19 protein-coding genes and 1 tRNA gene are annotated in these 15,232 nt (G+C 68.9%); 13 read left to right on the forward strand and 7 right to left on the reverse strand.

Annotation, left to right across the window (positions count from 1 at the left end; translation table 11 throughout):
• The first annotated feature begins 83 nt into the window (after positions 1-83).
• From rarD to UG56_RS16935, 5 genes are all read left to right on the forward strand, one after another.
• Positions 84-1,001 (forward strand): EamA family transporter RarD, encoded by a 918-nt coding sequence (gene rarD, locus UG56_RS16915; RefSeq protein ID WP_052693579.1) that lies wholly within the window; start codon positions 84-86, stop codon positions 999-1,001.
• Positions 1,002-1,210: 209 nt separating this feature from the next.
• A complete protein-coding gene (locus tag UG56_RS16920) occupies positions 1,211-2,287 on the forward strand; it encodes a sulfate ABC transporter substrate-binding protein (RefSeq protein WP_045549057.1) in 1,077 nt (358 codons plus the stop codon).
• A gap of 7 nt (positions 2,288-2,294) precedes the next feature.
• Complete coding sequence (gene cysT / locus UG56_RS16925) at positions 2,295-3,143, forward strand: sulfate ABC transporter permease subunit CysT (RefSeq protein ID WP_045549058.1); 849 nt, start codon at positions 2,295-2,297, stop codon at positions 3,141-3,143.
• Entirely contained in the window at positions 3,136-3,978 is an 843-nt protein-coding gene (locus UG56_RS16930) for a sulfate ABC transporter permease (RefSeq protein ID WP_045549059.1), read from the forward strand. Before cysT ends, UG56_RS16930 begins: the two co-directional genes overlap by 8 nt.
• 14 nt (positions 3,979-3,992) lie before the next feature.
• A complete protein-coding gene (locus UG56_RS16935) occupies positions 3,993-4,970 on the forward strand; it encodes a sulfate/molybdate ABC transporter ATP-binding protein (protein WP_045549060.1) in 978 nt (325 codons plus the stop codon).
• Positions 4,971-5,068: 98 nt separating this feature from the next.
• On the opposite strand, the gene UG56_RS16940 is transcribed toward UG56_RS16935, so the two are convergent.
• Genes UG56_RS16940 through UG56_RS28420 form a run of 3 tightly spaced genes read right to left on the reverse strand, consistent with a single transcriptional unit; the run spans position 5,069 to position 6,827 of the window.
• Complete coding sequence (locus UG56_RS16940) at positions 5,069-5,527, reverse strand: RrF2 family transcriptional regulator (RefSeq protein WP_045549074.1); 459 nt, start codon at positions 5,525-5,527, stop codon at positions 5,069-5,071.
• 39 nt (positions 5,528-5,566) lie between these two features.
• A complete protein-coding gene (locus UG56_RS16945) occupies positions 5,567-6,061 on the reverse strand; it encodes an SRPBCC domain-containing protein (RefSeq protein ID WP_045549061.1) in 495 nt (164 codons plus the stop codon).
• Between the two features lie 40 nt (positions 6,062-6,101).
• On the reverse strand, positions 6,102-6,827 hold the full coding sequence (locus UG56_RS28420; RefSeq protein ID WP_045549062.1) for a ribosome hibernation promotion factor: 726 nt from the start codon (positions 6,825-6,827) through the stop codon (positions 6,102-6,104).
• Between the two features lie 196 nt (positions 6,828-7,023).
• On the opposite strand from UG56_RS28420, the gene UG56_RS16955 reads away from it, so the two are divergent.
• Positions 7,024-8,199, forward strand: a complete 1,176-nt coding sequence (locus tag UG56_RS16955) for a carboxylate-amine ligase (RefSeq protein ID WP_177191497.1) — start codon at positions 7,024-7,026, stop codon at positions 8,197-8,199.
• Between the two features lie 3 nt (positions 8,200-8,202).
• On the opposite strand, the gene UG56_RS16960 is transcribed toward UG56_RS16955, so the two are convergent.
• The gene (locus UG56_RS16960) at positions 8,203-8,694 is read right to left on the reverse strand and encodes a YajQ family cyclic di-GMP-binding protein (protein ID WP_008356498.1); all 492 of its coding nucleotides are present in this window, start codon (positions 8,692-8,694) and stop codon (positions 8,203-8,205) included.
• Positions 8,695-8,843: 149 nt separating this feature from the next.
• Between UG56_RS16960 and UG56_RS16965 the strand changes: the two genes are divergently transcribed.
• Positions 8,844-8,925: transfer RNA gene (locus UG56_RS16965), tRNA-Tyr, on the forward strand.
• A 91-nt stretch (positions 8,926-9,016) separates the two neighbouring features.
• Here the strand turns inward: UG56_RS16965 and UG56_RS16970 are convergent.
• On the reverse strand, positions 9,017-9,811 hold the full coding sequence (locus tag UG56_RS16970) for a MerR family transcriptional regulator (RefSeq protein WP_045549063.1): 795 nt from the start codon (positions 9,809-9,811) through the stop codon (positions 9,017-9,019).
• A 78-nt stretch (positions 9,812-9,889) separates the two neighbouring features.
• On the opposite strand from UG56_RS16970, the gene UG56_RS16975 reads away from it, so the two are divergent.
• Genes UG56_RS16975 through UG56_RS16990 form a run of 4 tightly spaced genes read left to right on the forward strand, consistent with a single transcriptional unit; the run spans position 9,890 to position 11,884 of the window.
• Positions 9,890-10,252 carry a nuclear transport factor 2 family protein gene (locus UG56_RS16975; RefSeq protein ID WP_045549064.1) on the forward strand — a complete coding sequence of 121 codons (363 nt, stop codon included), beginning with the start codon at positions 9,890-9,892 and terminating at the stop codon, positions 10,250-10,252.
• 31 nt (positions 10,253-10,283) lie between these two features.
• On the forward strand, positions 10,284-11,072 hold the full coding sequence (locus UG56_RS16980; RefSeq protein ID WP_084101190.1) for an SDR family oxidoreductase: 789 nt from the start codon (positions 10,284-10,286) through the stop codon (positions 11,070-11,072).
• Positions 11,073-11,097: 25 nt separating this feature from the next.
• Complete coding sequence (locus UG56_RS16985; protein WP_045549065.1) at positions 11,098-11,427, forward strand: nucleoside triphosphate pyrophosphohydrolase family protein; 330 nt, start codon at positions 11,098-11,100, stop codon at positions 11,425-11,427.
• 43 nt (positions 11,428-11,470) lie between these two features.
• The gene (locus UG56_RS16990) at positions 11,471-11,884 is read left to right on the forward strand and encodes a pyridoxamine 5'-phosphate oxidase family protein (RefSeq protein WP_045549066.1); all 414 of its coding nucleotides are present in this window, start codon (positions 11,471-11,473) and stop codon (positions 11,882-11,884) included.
• A 6-nt stretch (positions 11,885-11,890) separates the two neighbouring features.
• On the opposite strand, the gene UG56_RS16995 is transcribed toward UG56_RS16990, so the two are convergent.
• A complete protein-coding gene (locus tag UG56_RS16995) occupies positions 11,891-12,769 on the reverse strand; it encodes a helix-turn-helix domain-containing protein (RefSeq protein WP_045549067.1) in 879 nt (292 codons plus the stop codon).
• A gap of 167 nt (positions 12,770-12,936) precedes the next feature.
• Between UG56_RS16995 and UG56_RS17000 the strand changes: the two genes are divergently transcribed.
• Together UG56_RS17000 and UG56_RS17005 are read left to right on the forward strand one after the other, a co-directional pair.
• Positions 12,937-13,854, forward strand: coding sequence for an alpha/beta hydrolase (locus UG56_RS17000; RefSeq protein ID WP_045549068.1), 918 nt, complete (start codon positions 12,937-12,939; stop codon positions 13,852-13,854).
• Positions 13,855-13,924: 70 nt separating this feature from the next.
• Positions 13,925-14,299: a VOC family protein gene (locus tag UG56_RS17005; protein ID WP_045549069.1), complete on the forward strand. Its 375-nt coding sequence runs from the start codon at positions 13,925-13,927 to the stop codon at positions 14,297-14,299.
• 15 nt (positions 14,300-14,314) lie between these two features.
• Here the strand turns inward: UG56_RS17005 and UG56_RS17010 are convergent, their stop codons facing one another.
• Positions 14,315-15,082 carry an IclR family transcriptional regulator gene (locus UG56_RS17010; protein WP_045549070.1) on the reverse strand — a complete coding sequence of 256 codons (768 nt, stop codon included), beginning with the start codon at positions 15,080-15,082 and terminating at the stop codon, positions 14,315-14,317.
• Between the last annotated feature and the right edge of the window lie 150 nt (positions 15,083-15,232).

The following is a 15,232-nucleotide window of genomic DNA, read 5'->3' on the forward strand; positions in this document are numbered from 1 at the left end:
TCGGCCGACGCGGGTGACGCCTCGGCGGTCTTGATCTTCGACCTCGGGTAAAAAGTCGTTACCCGGGGCGGTAACGTAAGGCTGTGAGTGAGCAGCGGCGTGGAGTGATGTTCGGCGTCGCGGCGTACGTCATGTGGGGCGCGTTCCCGCTCTACTTCCCGCTCCTGGAGCCGGCCGGAGCCTGGGAGATCCTGGGACACCGGGTGGTGTGGTCCCTGGTCGTGGCCGGAGCGCTGGTGCTGCTCGTCGGCCGCCGCCAGCAGGTGGCGGCGATCCTCCGCGACCGGCGCAAGCTCCTGCTGCTGGCGGCGGCTGCCGCGGTGATCTCGATCAACTGGGTGACGTACATCTGGGGGGTCAACAACGGCCGGATCGTGGAGACGAGCCTGGGCTACTTCACCAACCCGCTGGTCACCATGCTGATGGGCGTGATCATCCTGCGTGAGCGGATGCGGAAGCTGCAGTGGGTGGCGCTGGCGATCGCGTTCGTGGCGGTCGTCGTGCTCACCATCGACTACGGGCGGCTGCCCTGGGTGGCGCTGGTGCTGGCTTTCTCGTTCGGCACCTACGGGCTGCTGAAGAAGAGCGCCGGGGTCGGCCCGTTCGAGTCGCTGGCCGTCGAGACCGCGGTGACGGCGCCGTTCGCGCTGACCCTCATCGTCGCTCTCCAGGCCACCGGCAACGGCACGCTCGTCGGGCACGGTGTCGTCCACGTACTGCTGCTGATCAGCCTCGGCATCATCACGGTGGTGCCGCTGGCCTGCTTCGGGGCGGCTGCGATCCGGGTGCCGATGGTGACGATCGGGCTGCTGCAGTACCTCGCGCCCATCCTGCAGTTCGCCGTCGGCGTCTTCATCGCCCACGAGGCGATGCCGCCGGGTCGCTGGGCCGGCTTCGCGATCGTGTGGGTCGCCCTGGTCATCTTCAGCGCCGAGGCGGTCCACCACCGGCGCAAGGTCCTGCGCACCCTCGTCGCGCCGACGACCCCGACAACCGTCTGATTCAAAAGCCAGGCGAGGCGTCACTCAGGTCGGTCGAGATGGCACCCAGGTGCCATCTCGGCCGACCTGAGTGACGCCTCGGCGACCGGGGGACGTCCAAGGGGCGGAACGATCGTGCGTTTTCACATTCACTCGGCTAACTCAAGTATTCTCCTCGACATTCGTAACCCGATCGACCTTGACTCGGCAGGGCAGAAGTGAGGAACCAGATGAAGAAGATCAAGGTTGCAGTGGCCCTGGCCGCTGCGAGCATCCTGACCTTGACCGCGTGCGGTGGCTCCGGTGGCGGCAGTGACGCGGAGTCGATCTCCATCGTCGGCTTCGCCGTCCCCGAGACGGCCAACAAGGCGATCGCCAAGGAGTTCAACAAGACTCCCGAGGGCAAGGGCGTCACCTTCGAGACCTCCTACGGCGCCTCGGGCGACCAGAGCCGTGCGGTCGAGGCCGGCCTGAAGGCCGACTACGTCCACCTGTCCGTCGGCACCGACGTGCAGCGCCTGGAGAAGGCCGGCCTGGTCGACCCGAAGTGGGACGACGGCCCGAACAAGGGCATCGTGTCCAGCTCGATCGTCGTGCTGGGTGTCCGCAAGGGCAACCCGAAGAACATCCAGGGCTGGGACGACCTGATCAAGCCGGGCGTCGGTGTGGTCACCGCCAACCCGGCCTCGTCCGGCGCGGCCCGCTGGAACGCGCTGGCCGCCTGGGGCTCCGTCGTGAAGAACGGTGGCACCGAGGCGGAGGGCAAGGCGTACCTCGACAAGCTCTTCAAGAACGTCGTCACGCTGACCAACTCCGGCCGCGACGCCACCACCGCCTTCCTCGGCGGCACCGGTGACGTACTGCTCGCCTACGAGAACGAGGCGATCCTGGCCTCCCAGCAGGGCGAGGGCTTCGACTACATCATCCCGGACTCCACGGTGCTGATCGAGAACCCCGGCGCCATCCTCAAGGACTCCTCCAAGCCGTCCCAGGACTGGCTCGACTTCGTCCTCGACCCCAAGGGCGGGCAGAAGCAGTTCGCGCTGACCGGCTTCCGTCCGGTCAACACCGAGAACCCCGGCGTCGTCGACTGGGACGCCATCGGTCTCAAGCCCGAGGACATCAAGGGTGCCAAGGACCCGGCCGACCCGTTCCCGGCGCCGAAGCAGCTCCTCACCCTGGAGAACGACTTCGGCGGCCGCGACTGGTCGGGCGTCAAGGAGAAGCTCTTCGGCACCGGTGAGGACGGCGAGGCCCTCGGCATCGTGACCGACGCCATCGCCAAGTCCGGCAAGGCCTCCCAGTAGTCACGTCATGACGACAACCATCCCTACGGTCGAGCCGGCTGCGCCGCGTTCGCGGAGCAGCCGGCCGGCCACCACTCTGACAAGGACCAGCGGCATCGGGCTCGGCGTCACGATGCTCTGGTTCAGCCTGCTCGTCCTCATCCCGCTGGTCGCGGTGATCATCACCGCGTCCAGCGGGGGCTGGTCCGCCTTCGCGCACCAGCTCGGCAACGAGCAGACCGCCTCCGCGATCTGGCTGACGATCCGCGCGGCCATCGTGGTCACGCTGATCAACGTCGTCGTCGGCACCGTCATCGCCTGGGTGCTGGTGCGCGACAAGTTCTGGGGCAAGGGCCTGCTCGAGGTCATCATCGACATCCCGTTCGCGCTGCCGACGATCGTCGCGGGTCTCGTGCTGCTCTCCCTCTACGGCACGTCGTCGCCGCTCGGGCTCCATTGGGCCAACACGTCGATGTCGGTCTACCTGGCCCTCGCCTTCGTGACGTTGCCCTTCGTCGTACGCATGGTGCAGCCCGTCCTCGAGGAGCTGGACGCCGACGTGGAGGAGGCGGCTGCCTCCCTGGGAGCCTCGCGGTTCACCACGTTCCGGCGGATCATCCTGCCCTCGCTGGCGCCCGCGATCGCGGCGGGGGCGGCGCTCTCCTTCGCGCGCGGGATGGGGGAGTACGGCTCCCTGGTCCTGCTCTCGGGCAACCTGCCGTTCAAGTCCGAGGTCGCCTCGGTGCGGATCCTGTCCGCGATCGAGAACGACAACCCGGAGGGCGCGGCGGCGATCGCGGCGATGCTGCTCGTGGTCTCGCTGCTCGTCATCGTCGTCCTCGACCTGGTCCAGAGGAGGATGGTCCGCCGTGGCTGAGACCCGTCGCGCTCCGCGCACCCCACTGACGTACGTCCTCCGGCTGGTCGTCATCGCCTATCTGGGCCTGCTGGTGGCCTGGCCGGTGGTGCTGGTCGCCTGGAACGCCTTCCACGTGCCCGACGTCGGGTTCACCACCGAGGCGTTCGCAGGGATCTTCGGCGACCCGCAGATGATGCACGCGATCCAGCTGACCTGCATGGCCGCGGTGGTCGCGACGCTGATCAACCTGGTCTTCGGCGTCTCGATCTCGCTGCTCCTCGTCCGGACCGAGTTCCCGGGCAAGCGGGTCCTGAGCGCCCTCATCGACCTGCCGCTCTCGGTCTCTCCGATCGTCGTAGGCCTGGCGCTCGTGCTGGTCTACGGCGGCCGCGACGGCTGGTTCGGGCCGACGCTCGAGTCGGCCGGCATCCAGGTCATCTTCGCGACCCCCGGGATCATCATGGCGACCGCGTTCGTGTCGCTGCCGCTGGTGATCCGCGAGGTCATCCCGGTGCTCGAGGAGATCGGCACCGAGCAGGAGCAGGCCGCGGCGTCGCTGGGGGCGAGCTCCTGGCAGACGTTCTGGCGGATCACCCTGCCGGGCATCAAGTGGGCCGTCATCTACGGCGTCGTGCTCACCCTGGCCCGCTCGCTCGGCGAGTTCGGCGCGGTCAAGGTCGTCTCGGGCAACGTGCTCGGCCAGACCCGCACCGCCACCCTCGCGGTCGAGGAGAAGTACCTGAACTTCGACCAGCAGGGCGCGTACGCCGTCGCCTTCCTCCTCGCCAGCGTCTCGGTCATCTGCATCCTCGTCGTCTTCGTGCTGCGCGCCCGTGGTGCGCGCGTGCGCTGAAAGGACCACATCCCATGAGCATCGAAGTAAGTGGTGTCAACAAGCGTTACGGCGACTTCGTGGCGCTGGAGGACATCAACCTGACCATCCCGACCGGGCAGCTGACGGCACTGTTGGGGCCCTCCGGTGGCGGTAAGACCACGCTGCTGCGGGTCATCGCTGGGCTGGAGACGCCCGACTCCGGGTCGGTCGTGATCGAGGGCAAGGACGCGACGTCGCTGCCCGTGCAGAAGCGCAACGTCGGCTTCGTCTTCCAGCACTACGCCGCGTTCAAACACCTCTCGGTGGCCAAGAACGTCGCCTTCGGGCTGGAGATCCGCAAGCGGCCTCGTGCAGAGATCGCCGCGAAGGTGGAGGAGCTGCTCGAGCTCGTCCACCTCTCGCAGTTCGCCAACCGGCTGCCCTCGCAGCTCTCCGGCGGCCAGCGGCAGCGGATGGCGCTGGCGCGCGCCCTGGCGATCGAGCCGTCCGTGCTGCTGCTCGACGAGCCGTTCGGGGCGTTGGACGCGAAGGTACGCAAGGAGCTGCGCGACTGGCTGCGCCGCCTCCACGACGAGGTGCACGTGACCACCGTCTTCGTGACCCACGACCAGGAGGAGGCCCTCGAGGTCGCCGACGAGATCGTGGTCGTCAACCAGGGCGGGATCGAGCAGATCGGCACCCCCGAGCAGCTCTACGACGAGCCCGCCAACGACTTCGTGATGTCGTTCCTCGGCGACGTGACCACGCTCGGCGGCGCCCTGATCCGCCCGCACGACGTCGAGGTCACCCCGTCGCCGATCTCCGAGCACTCGCTCGAGGGCACGGTCTCGCGCGTCCTGCGGATCGGCTTCGAGGTGCGCCTCACGGTCCTCACCGACGACGGTGAGGTCGTGACCGCCGAGCTGACGCGTACGCATGCCCGGGCTCTGCAGCTCGAGGAGGGCGTCAACGTGTTCGTGACGCCGTCGCCGGGGGCGTACACGATGCCGGCGCCTTCGCCGGCGGCGTAGGGGAGGGATACCCGGTTAACCGGTGAAACCTGCACTTCTCAGGTGTTGCAATGCCAGAGAAGTGCAGGAATACCCGGTGAACCGGGTATTCCTTCGCGTCAGTGAGGCAGCCAAGCCTCGTCGCGCGCGGTGCGGGTGGTGACCTCGTCGGGCAGCTCACGAGAGGCGAGATCGGCGATGGAGACCTTCTCGAAGACCTCGCGGAGCGAGTCGCGCGCGGCGATCCAGACGTGCTGGAGGACATCGGCGCGCTCGTTGTAGGTGACCCCCTCGGGGCGCAGGCCATAGACCGAGACCAGCGGGCCGTCGACGGCGCGGATCACATCGGCGACAGAGACGTCCGACGCCTTGCGGGCCAGGCGCCAACCGCCGGACTGGCCGCGCTGTGAGATGACGACGCCGGCCTTGCGGAGGTCGGCGAGGATCGCCTGCAGGAACCCGTGAGGGATCTCCTGGGCGCGGCCGAGCTCCTCGGCGCTGACAGCTTTTCCGTCCTCGCGCGCGGCCATCTCGATGAGGGCGCGGAGGGCGTAGTCGGACTTGGCAGATACTCGCACGACCACATTCTTGCAGATGAATGCAGAATTTCGCTCAATCTAGTGGTCAAGTCCACTTTCATTCGCGAGCGTCTCGGCCCGAGCCTTGAGCGCCTCGGCGTGACGCCGGAAGCCCTCGGCGACCCGCTCGGGACCGGCCAGCCCCACCAGCGGACCGGAGAAGTCCTCGACCGTCTCGTAACGCGTCGGCCCGCCCGGTCGCTGGGTCAGTCGCTGGTGACGTACGCCCCGGACCAGGCCGAGCCGCGCCGGCCAGCCCTCGTAGACATAGGCCAGGTACGCAACCCCCACCCCGTCCCCGCCTACGACCGGCGGCTCGAGCGCCGAGATCCGCTCGGGTGAGCGCGTGTGGCCACCGTTCGCCCAGGTCACATGCAGGATGATCGGGTTGCCCACCGCCGCCGGCCGCGCGGTCTCGGCGCGGACGACGAACGGGTTCCAGGCGGCGTACGACTCGGTCTCGACCATCACCCGCCACACCACCTCGATCGGGGCGTCGATCTCGGCTGACGCTCTCGGAGGCTCGTAGGTCACAGCCGGAGCCTAGTGCTGAAGTCTGTGCTCCCACCGGGAGTCAGGCGAGCTCGATCAGGCCGTAGTGCCCGTCGTACCGGTGATACAGCACGCTGCCGGCACCGGTTTCCGCTTCGAGGTAGAAGACGAACGGCTCACTGTCAGCCTCGAGCCGGGCACGCGCCTGGTCTTCGGTCAGCGACGGCGGCGAAGGTGCCTGGATCGCCGAAGGGAGACGGTGCACCAGCGCGGGCGCGTCCGAAGCGGCGTCTCGGTAGAGGAAGAAGTCGTGGTCGAGCAGGTCCATCTCGTACGCCGCCTGCTCGGCGGTCATCGAGGCGCTTGCGAACGACTTGTGTCGGACCACCTCCCGGGTCCCCTCCGACCTGGGGAAGTAGGGGACCCGGCGGCTCGGAGGGTCGCCATGACGCCACTCGTGCTCGGCCGGGGTGCGCGTGCGGCGGTGCCTGGTGCGGTTGCGATCCTGCAGATGTGCCAGCTGTCGGCGCAGCCGGTACTCCAACTCGTCGACGGCCTCCGGCATGGTCGGGGCTGCTGCCTTCGCCCTCACCATGAGTCCGTCGACGTTCGCCGACGCTTCCGCGATGGCGTGGTTCTCCGCCGCTGGGTTGTGCCGCCAGTCCAGTACGACGTGCGCCTGCAACACCGGTCCGTGCGCGACGCCCAGTGCCGTGGAGATCTTGCTCCGCGCGTACTTTCCGGCGTACTCGCCGACGTTGCCGCGCAGGGTGACTGTGACCGGGATCGGCTCCTTCGTGAGCGCCATCGCCCCTCCTCTCGAGGCTCTATCAGCCACCTCCGATGCAACCCTCGCGTCGCCCGTACGGGTTAGTGGCCAAGGTCCTGGGGTGGGGTGCCTCTCGACCCGGGGCAGGCCATTCGTCCGCATCGAGAGTGCTGATCGGCCCTACCCGCCTCGTGGTGGGCCTTCGAGGCTGGTGAGCGTGCAGGAGCTCGGACAGATGAGACCCACCGACACGGCCCGCGACCCACACGTGGGCGGACTGGGCGGCTCGACCGATGTCATCGACGCGCCGACCGTAGGCGTCGAGGAGGAGTTCACGCTGCTGGACCCGCGCAGCGGCGCGGTCGTTCCGGCGGCGATCGAGATCATTCGCGAGTGCGGCTACCCGACACACGTCGTCACCGAGTCGATGAGGTTCATGGTGGAGACGCGGACGCCGGTGTGCACCACGCTCGCGGAGGTCCACGATGCACTGAGCGCGATGCGTCGCCGGGTCGCGGAGGTCGCGAGCCACCACGGGGCCATGGTCGTCGCGACAGGAGTGGCGCCGTTCGGGCTGCCCGACCCGCCTCCGGTGACGGATGAACCTCGCTACAACGAGCTCGCCAGGCGTTTCCCGGTGGCCATGCGTACCAACGGAACCTGCGGCTGCCATGTGCACGTGGGTGTTCCGACCAGGCAGGTCGCCGTGGACGCTCTGCTCCGGCTCCGGGCCTGGTTGCCGCCACTCATAGCCCTGACGGCGAACTCGCCCATCTGGGAAGGCGCGGTCACCGGTTGGGCCAGCAGACGCTTCCTCCTGGCGTCCCGCTGGCCGACCCTCATGCCCGCGCCACCGGTGCGCTCGGTCGAGGAGTACGACCAGATGGTCGACCAGGCCGTCGCGGCGGGCCGGGCATTGGACAGGCGCAGCGTGTACTTCCTGGCGCGCCTCTCGCCCCGATACCCCACCATCGAGGTCAGGGCGGCCGACATGAGCCTGACGGCCGAGGAGGCCGCGGCGTACGCGGGACTCGTCCGGGCGCTGGTCGGCATGGCGGTCGACGATGCCGCAGCCGGTCGGCCCGTGGTGCCCGTTCGTCAGGACCTGCTTCGGCGGTCCTGTCTGTCGGCTGCCCGTGACGGCCTGGGCGGGATCGTGATCGATCCGCAGAGCGGCCGTCCTCTCCGCTCCTGGGAACTCATCGACGCCATGGTCACCCGGGTTCGACCGCAGCTGCGCGCACATGGAGACGAAGCCTCGGTGCTCTCGACCATCGATCGCCTACGCCGGGTCGGGGGCGGAGCCGACAGGCAGCGTCGGCTGTTCCGGCGAGCAGGCTCGCCTGCTGCGTTCACCGCCGCTCTCGCGGCAACCACCACTGGTGGACTCGGTGCCGGCCCTGCGCGGTGATCGTCAGCGGTAGTTGATGAACTGCACCGCGAAGTCGTAGTCCTGCGCCTTGACCAGCGAGATCACGGTCTGCAGGTCGTCGCGCTTCTTGGAGGAGACGCGGAGCTCGTCGCCCTGGATCTGCGCCTTGACGCCCTTGGGGCCCTCGTCGCGGATCAGCTTGGAGATCTTCTTCGCGTCCTCGGAGGAGATGCCCTCCTTGAGCGTGATCGAGATCTTCGACTGCTGCCCCGACTGGCGCGGCTCGCTCGCGTCGAGGATCTTCAGCGACTGCTGGCGCTTGATCAGCTTGTCCTGGAAGACCGAGAGCACCGCGCTGGCCCGGTCGTCGGCGGAGGCGGAGATCTCGATCGCGTGCTCACCGCTCCATTCGATGGTTGCGTTGGTCCCCTTGAAGTCGAACCGCGTCGCCACCTCACGTGCGGCTTGGCTCAGCGCGTTGTCGACCTCCTGGCGGTCGATCTTGCTCACGATGTCGAACGACGAGTCAGCCATGACTCTCTCCTCTAGCCTCTGACCAGGACGGTGCCCCGGGAACGTACCTGTCTCACCCTAGGACCTCGTGCCGTTTTCGTACGCCGCCAGCCCCTGCGCTATTGTTTCGTGCTGTCGCGATCCGTCTCCGACGGGACGCGCACAACCCAGGCAGGTTGCCCGAGCGGCCAATGGGAGCGGACTGTAAATCCGTCGGCTTTGCCTTCGAAGGTTCGAATCCTTCACCTGCCACGCCTGGGAGAACACCCCTGGTGACCAGCGGAAACGTTGGCCACCAGGGGTGTTTCGCTTTTCTGGGGGTATGCAGCCGTAGCCACTGTCGTCAGGTGACTCGGAAGACCGGCCAGCCGATCTCGGTGCGCCAGGCAGCGGGGTCGCTGGTGTCACGTGGGCCGACGAGGTAGACCTCCCGCACCGGCCCGGCGACCGACATCGCGTTCTCGACCACCCAGGTCCCGAGCTCGCCGTACGTCACCTCGATGCCGTCGTGCTCGCCGACGTGGGTGGTGACGGCCAGCTCCACGGCCGGCAGGGTCGCGGGGTGCACGCGGCCGGTGCGGGGTGGGGTCGCGGTCGGCAGGTAGACGAGGGCGTGGCCGCGTTCCTGCTCGAAGAGGGCGTTGTCGTAGCTGCCGCCCGGCGGTCCGGTCACGGCGGGGCAGACGGCCGCTTCCAGCTCGGCCATGGCGCCTGCGTACCAGGTCGTGACGTCGTGATGACCGACGACATCCTCCACCGCGGCGACCGTCCGGGCGGGCTCCGCGCGGAGCTCGACGTCGATCGGCGCGGGGTCGGGCTGGAGCAGGCGGCGCAGCGACACGACGGCGGCGCGGGTGCGGTCGAGCACGTCCTCGAGGCGCTGCAGGTGGTCCGCGACCAGGGTCGCGCGGACACCGGGATCAGGGGTCCGCAGGATCTGCCGCACGTCGCTCAAGGGGACGTCGAGCTCGCGGAGCCGGTGGATGACCTGCGCGGTCGGGATCTGGTCGACGCCGTAGTAGCGGTAACCGGTGGTCTCGTCGACCACGGCCGGCTCCAGCAGGGCCGCCTCGTGATACCGGCGCAGCGTCCGTACGCTCAGGTGGGTCAGCCGCGAGAACTCCCCGATGGTCAGCACCCCCTCATTCTGAAGGCTCTCCCTGGGGGAGAGTCCACCGCTTGACCCTCCCGCACCGTGAGGCCGGATGGTGGGCTCATGACACAGCACACCGACCTTCCGTCCGACCTGCTCCCGACCACCGTGCGCGACTTCTTCGCGGCCCACGTCGTCCATGACGCCGACACCGCCGCGTCGTTCCTCACCGACGATGCGGTGATCGTCGACCAGGACGAGACCTTCCGCGGCCGCGAGGCGGTTCACGCGTTCCTGCGGGACGCCGGGTCCGAATTCGACTACACGACCGAGCAGATCGGCGCCCGCCGCGTCGACGACGCCCACTGGGTGCTGACCGTGCGGCTCGAGGGCACCTTTCCAGGTGGCGTCGCCGAGCTCGACTACCGGTTCACGCTGCGGGACGACCTCGTCGCCGAGCTCGTCATCGCCAACTACGCGGCCTGACCCGCGCCACCGCGAACTTCGAAGGAGAGAGATGTCCAGTTCAGACCGCGATCGTCTCGACGGCCGCCGGGCGCTGGTCACGGGCGGCTCGAAGGGCTCGGGCAAGGCCGTGGCGGAGAGACTTCGAGAGATGGGTGCCGACGTGTACGTGACGGCGCGAAGGATGCCCGAGGGGTACGAGCACCCCGACCGATTCATCGAAGCGGACATCCTGACGGCCGAAGGCACCGACGCCGTGGCCGCCCGCATCGCAGAGTCCGGCGGCCCACTCGACATCCTGGTGCACGTCGTCGGCGGTGCGTCCACGCCGCCCGGGGGATTCGCGGCCATCACCGACGACCAGTGGCTCACCGAGCTGAACCTCAACCTCCTCGGAGCGGTTCGTCTGGATCGAGCTCTTCTCCCGGCGATGATCGCGTCCGGGTCGGGCGTGGTGCTGCACTTCACCTCGATCCAGCGTGAGCTGCCCCTGCACGACGCGACCCTGGCGTACGCGGCGGCGAAGGCCGCGCTGCGCACCTACAGCAAGGGGCTCGCCAACGAGCTCGCCCCGCGCGGCGTACGGGTCAACGCGATCAGCCCCGGCGGGATCGAGACCGAGGCCTACGAAAGGTTCGTGGACCGGATCGCCGAGGGCAACGGGCTCACCCGCGAAGCAGCGAAGCAGACCATCTTCGACTCCCTCGGCGGCGTACCTCTGGGGCGGTTCGCGCGCACCGAGGAGATCGCGGACCTGGTCGGCTTCCTGGTCTCGGACCGCGCCTCGGCGATCGTGGGCGCCGAGTACGTGATCGACGGCGGCACCGTGCCGACCGTCTGAGCGGGAGGCGCGATAGGTTCGGGTGATGGACATGAACGCCTACCAGCAGGCGGCGCTGCGGACCGCGGCGTCGAAGGGCACGCCCAACGAGGTGTTCCATCTGCTGCTGGGGCTGGTCGGCGAGACGGGTGAGATCGCCGAGAAGGCGAAGAAGATCATCCGGGACCACGACAGCGACTTCGCGCAGTGGGACCTCGATGATCTCGCGAAGGAGCTCGGCGACACACTGTGGTACCTGGCGGTCCTCGCCGACCATTTCGGACTTCCGCTCGCGGACGTCGCCGAGCTCAACGTCAAGAAGCTCGCCGATCGTCAGCAGCGCGACGCCATCGGTGGCAGCGGCGACAACCGCTGACCCCGCCGACGGGCCCGCCGGCCCCGGTCTACGAAGGAGCCCCATGACAGCCGACACGACGCCCTCCACCACCGAGAACGACGAGTTCTGGCGGGAGCGGCGGGTGTGCTTCCTGACCACGACCCGCCCCGACGGGAGCCCGCATCTCGTGCCGGTGGGAGTGACCTTCGACCCCGAGGCCGGCATCGCGCGGATCATCAGCAGCGCGGGCAGCAAGAAGGTCCGCAACGTACGCGCGGCCGGGGATGGCGCGCAGGCGGCGGTCAGTCAGGTCGACGGGCGGCGCTGGTGCACGTTGGAGGGCACGGCGGTCGTCAAGGACGACCAGGAGTCGGTGGCGGAGGCCGAGCGGCGCTATGCCGAGCGCTATCGGCAGCCGCGGCCCAACCCGGAGCGCGTGGTCATCGAGATCACCGTGACCCGGGTGCTCGGCAACACCCGTCCGTCGGGCTGGTGAGCAGCCCTACTGGGAGCGGACTGTGAATCCGTCGGCCTTGCCGGGGTCGGACTGCCACGAGGTCAGGATGCGCAGGCGATCGTCGGACGGGCTGCCGGTGGGCGCGGTCAGCACCATCAGGCGCTGACCGGAGCCGTCAGGGCTCTGCCAGGTGTCGCAGTCCAGGGTCAGCTCGCCGACCGCGGGGTGGTGGTAGTGCTTGGTTCCGAAGCTCGCGGAGTTCACGTGCCGCTCCGCCCACCACGTACGGAAGTCGGCATCTCTCACGGAGAGCTCGCCGACGAGGACGGCCAGCTCGGGGTCGTGCGGGTCCTTCGCCGCCTCCATCCGCAGCGCGGCCACGGCGTCGCGGGCGTCGTGCTCCCACTGGGCGTGCAGGCCGCGCACGATCGGGTGGGTGAACATCAGGCGGATGTAGTTGCGCTCCGGTTCGGGGATCGTCGCGAAGTCGAGGAACAACGCGGTGGCCGCGTGGTTCCAGTCGAGGACGTGCAGCCTTCTTCCCAGGACCAGCGCGGGCGTGTCGACGAGCTGGTCGAGCAGCCGGCGTGCGGCGGGCCGGATCGTCTGCACGGTCCGGCGTCGCCGGGGGAGCGCGTCGACCTTCCCGGCGATCTCGTACATGTACGCCTGCTGGTCCTCGTCCAGGCGAAGGGCACGAGCCAGCGTCTCCAGGACGGACGCGGATGCCTTCACCCGTCCCTGCTCGAGACGGGTGTAGTAGTCGACGCTGATCACGGCGAGGGCGGCGACCTCCTCGCGGCGCAGGCCGCGTACCTTCCGGTGATTTCCCAGGTCAGGCAGGCCCACGTCGGCCGGTGTCAGGCGTGCCCGAGACGCCTTGAGGAACGCTCCGAGCTCGTCGGGCACCGCTGAGTTGCTCATGGGTCCATTGTGGCCGGGACGTACGGAACCCATCCAGGGAAGAAACCTTCCCAGGCAGATACTGGCCGCTTTCGCGGTCCTTCGGCGCGGTGGACCTTGGTGTGTGCCGGCGGCGAACCCGCCGGTGCGGACCGGACGGACCGGCCGCCTGTACGAAGGAGAGACCCATGGTCACCAAGCTCGACGTCACGTTCGACAGCGCAGGGATCCAGATCGCTGCCCACCTCTACGTCCCCGAAGGCGCCGGCGCCGCGCCCGCCGTCGTCGTCGGTCACCCCGGGACGGGGGTGAAGGAACAGGCCTCGGGGCTGTACGCCGCGCGCCTGGCCGAGCAGGGGTTCGTGACCGTCGCCTATGACGCCGCCTACCAGGGCGCCAGCGGCGGGCTCCCCCGCGGGCTGGAGGACCCGGCCCAGCGCATCGAGGACATCAAGGCGGCAGTCTCCTTCCTGACCACCCGCCCCGAGGTGGACGGCGAGCGCATCGGGGTGCTCGGCATCTGCGCGTCGGGCGGCTACTCGCTCACCGCGACGGCCGGCGACCACCGGATCAAGGCGCTCGCGACGGTCTGCGCTGTCGACGTCGCCCGCCAGTTCCGGCTCGGCGCCAACGGCACCCAGGACCCGGCGGTGTTCCAGGCGATGCTGGACGGTGCGGCGGCTGCCCGCACGGCCCGCGCCCGCGGCGAGGACCCCGGGATGCTGCCGCTGTTCCCGGCGACGGCGGACGAGGCGCGAGCGATCGGTGGGGAGCATGCGGCCGAGGGCTTCGACTACTACTGCACCCCGCGTGCCGATCACGAGCGAGCCGCCAAGGCCTTCGACTGGACGAGCGTCGACAAGATGGCGACGTTCGACGCCTTCGCACAGGTTCCGCTGATCGGGCAGCGACCGCTGCTCATGGTGCTCGGCACCCGGGCCGAGACGGCGTGGATGGCGATCGACGCGTTCCAGCGAGCCGTGGGGCCGAAGGAGGTCTTCTGGGTCGAGGGCGCCAGCCACGTGGACCTCTACGACCGCGAGCCGTACGTCGGCGCAGCCGTCGAGCGACTGGATGCCTTCTTCACCCGGAACCTCGACGGGTGAGCCGCGCATCAGGGTCGGAAGCGCCGTGTCGGCGACCTAGAGTCGTCAGGGAGGGAGACAGGAGAATCCGATGAGCGTCCAGCTGAACCACACGATCGTCCACGCCTCCGATCGAGACGCGATGGCGACCCATCTGACCGAGATCCTCGGACTTCCGCCGGCCCAGGTCTATGGCCCGTTCCGGGTCGTCGAGCTCTCCAACCAGGTCAGCCTAGACGTGGTGGAGGACCAGGATTTCCGGCCGCAGCACTACGCGTTCAAGGTGTCCGAGGCCGAGTTCGACGAGATCTTCGGGCGGATCACCGAGCGCGGCATCACCTACTGGGCCGACCCGTTCCACCGTCAGGAGGGCCGGATCAACCACAACGACGGCGGCCGCGGGGTCTACTGGGAGAGCCCGGACGGGCACAACCTCGAGATCATCACGGTTCCGTACGGCGGCTGAGCGCCCACGAAGGGGTCAGGCCAGGTCGGCGGCGAGCTGCTTGCCGGCCTCGGTGAGCAGCGGGACGGCGCGCTCGATGAGCTCGTCGCTCATCCGGCCGGTGGGTCCGCTGATCGACATCGCCAGGCGCGGGGCGTAGTCGGGGACGGCGACGGCGACGCAGCGTACGCCTGCTTCCTGCTCGCCCTCGTCGATGGCGTAGCGGCGTTCGCGGACCTGCTCGAGCTGGTCCAGATACTCGTCGCGCGAGGTGATCGTCGTCGGGGTGTAGGGGACCATGTCGGTGCGCCGGAGGATGTCGCGGACCTGGTCGGGAGCCATGTCGGCGAGGATCGCCTTGCCGACGGCGGTGCAGTGCGGGGAGACCCGGCGGCCGACCTCGGTGAACATACGCATCGACTGGCGCGACTCGGTGTGGGCGACGTAGACGATCTGGTCGCCGTCGAGCATCGCCAGGTTGGCCGACTCGCCGACCTCGTCCACGAGCCGGGCGAGGTGGGGGCGGGCCCAGGTGCTGAGCATGCGGGAGGAGCTCTCGCCGAGGCGGATCAGCTTGGGGCCGAGGACGTACTGCCGGTTGGCCTCCTGGCGGAGGTAGCCCAGGTCGACGAGGGTGCGGACCAGCCGGTGGATGGTCGGCAGCGGCAGGCCGGAGGCGGCGGCGAGCTGGGAGAGTCCCATGGTCCCGCCGGCGTCGGCCATCGTCTCGAGCAGCGCGAAGGCACGCTCGATCGACTGCACGGCACCGGCGCGTGCCCTGGGTGCCTTCTCGTTCTCGCTCACCTGAACTCCTTTGTCCCTCCGGGCTGTTCTTCCGGATGACGGAAGTCTAGCGTCGTCTAGAGGAAATCCGGACGGTTGCGCCGGTTGTTCCCTCCGATTAATATCCGCAATGCGGAAAGAAGAATCCATTCAAAGGAAAACTGTAGCCCT

Source organism: Nocardioides luteus (assembly GCF_000960475.2).
Taxonomy (GTDB): domain Bacteria; phylum Actinomycetota; class Actinomycetes; order Propionibacteriales; family Nocardioidaceae; genus Nocardioides; species Nocardioides luteus_A.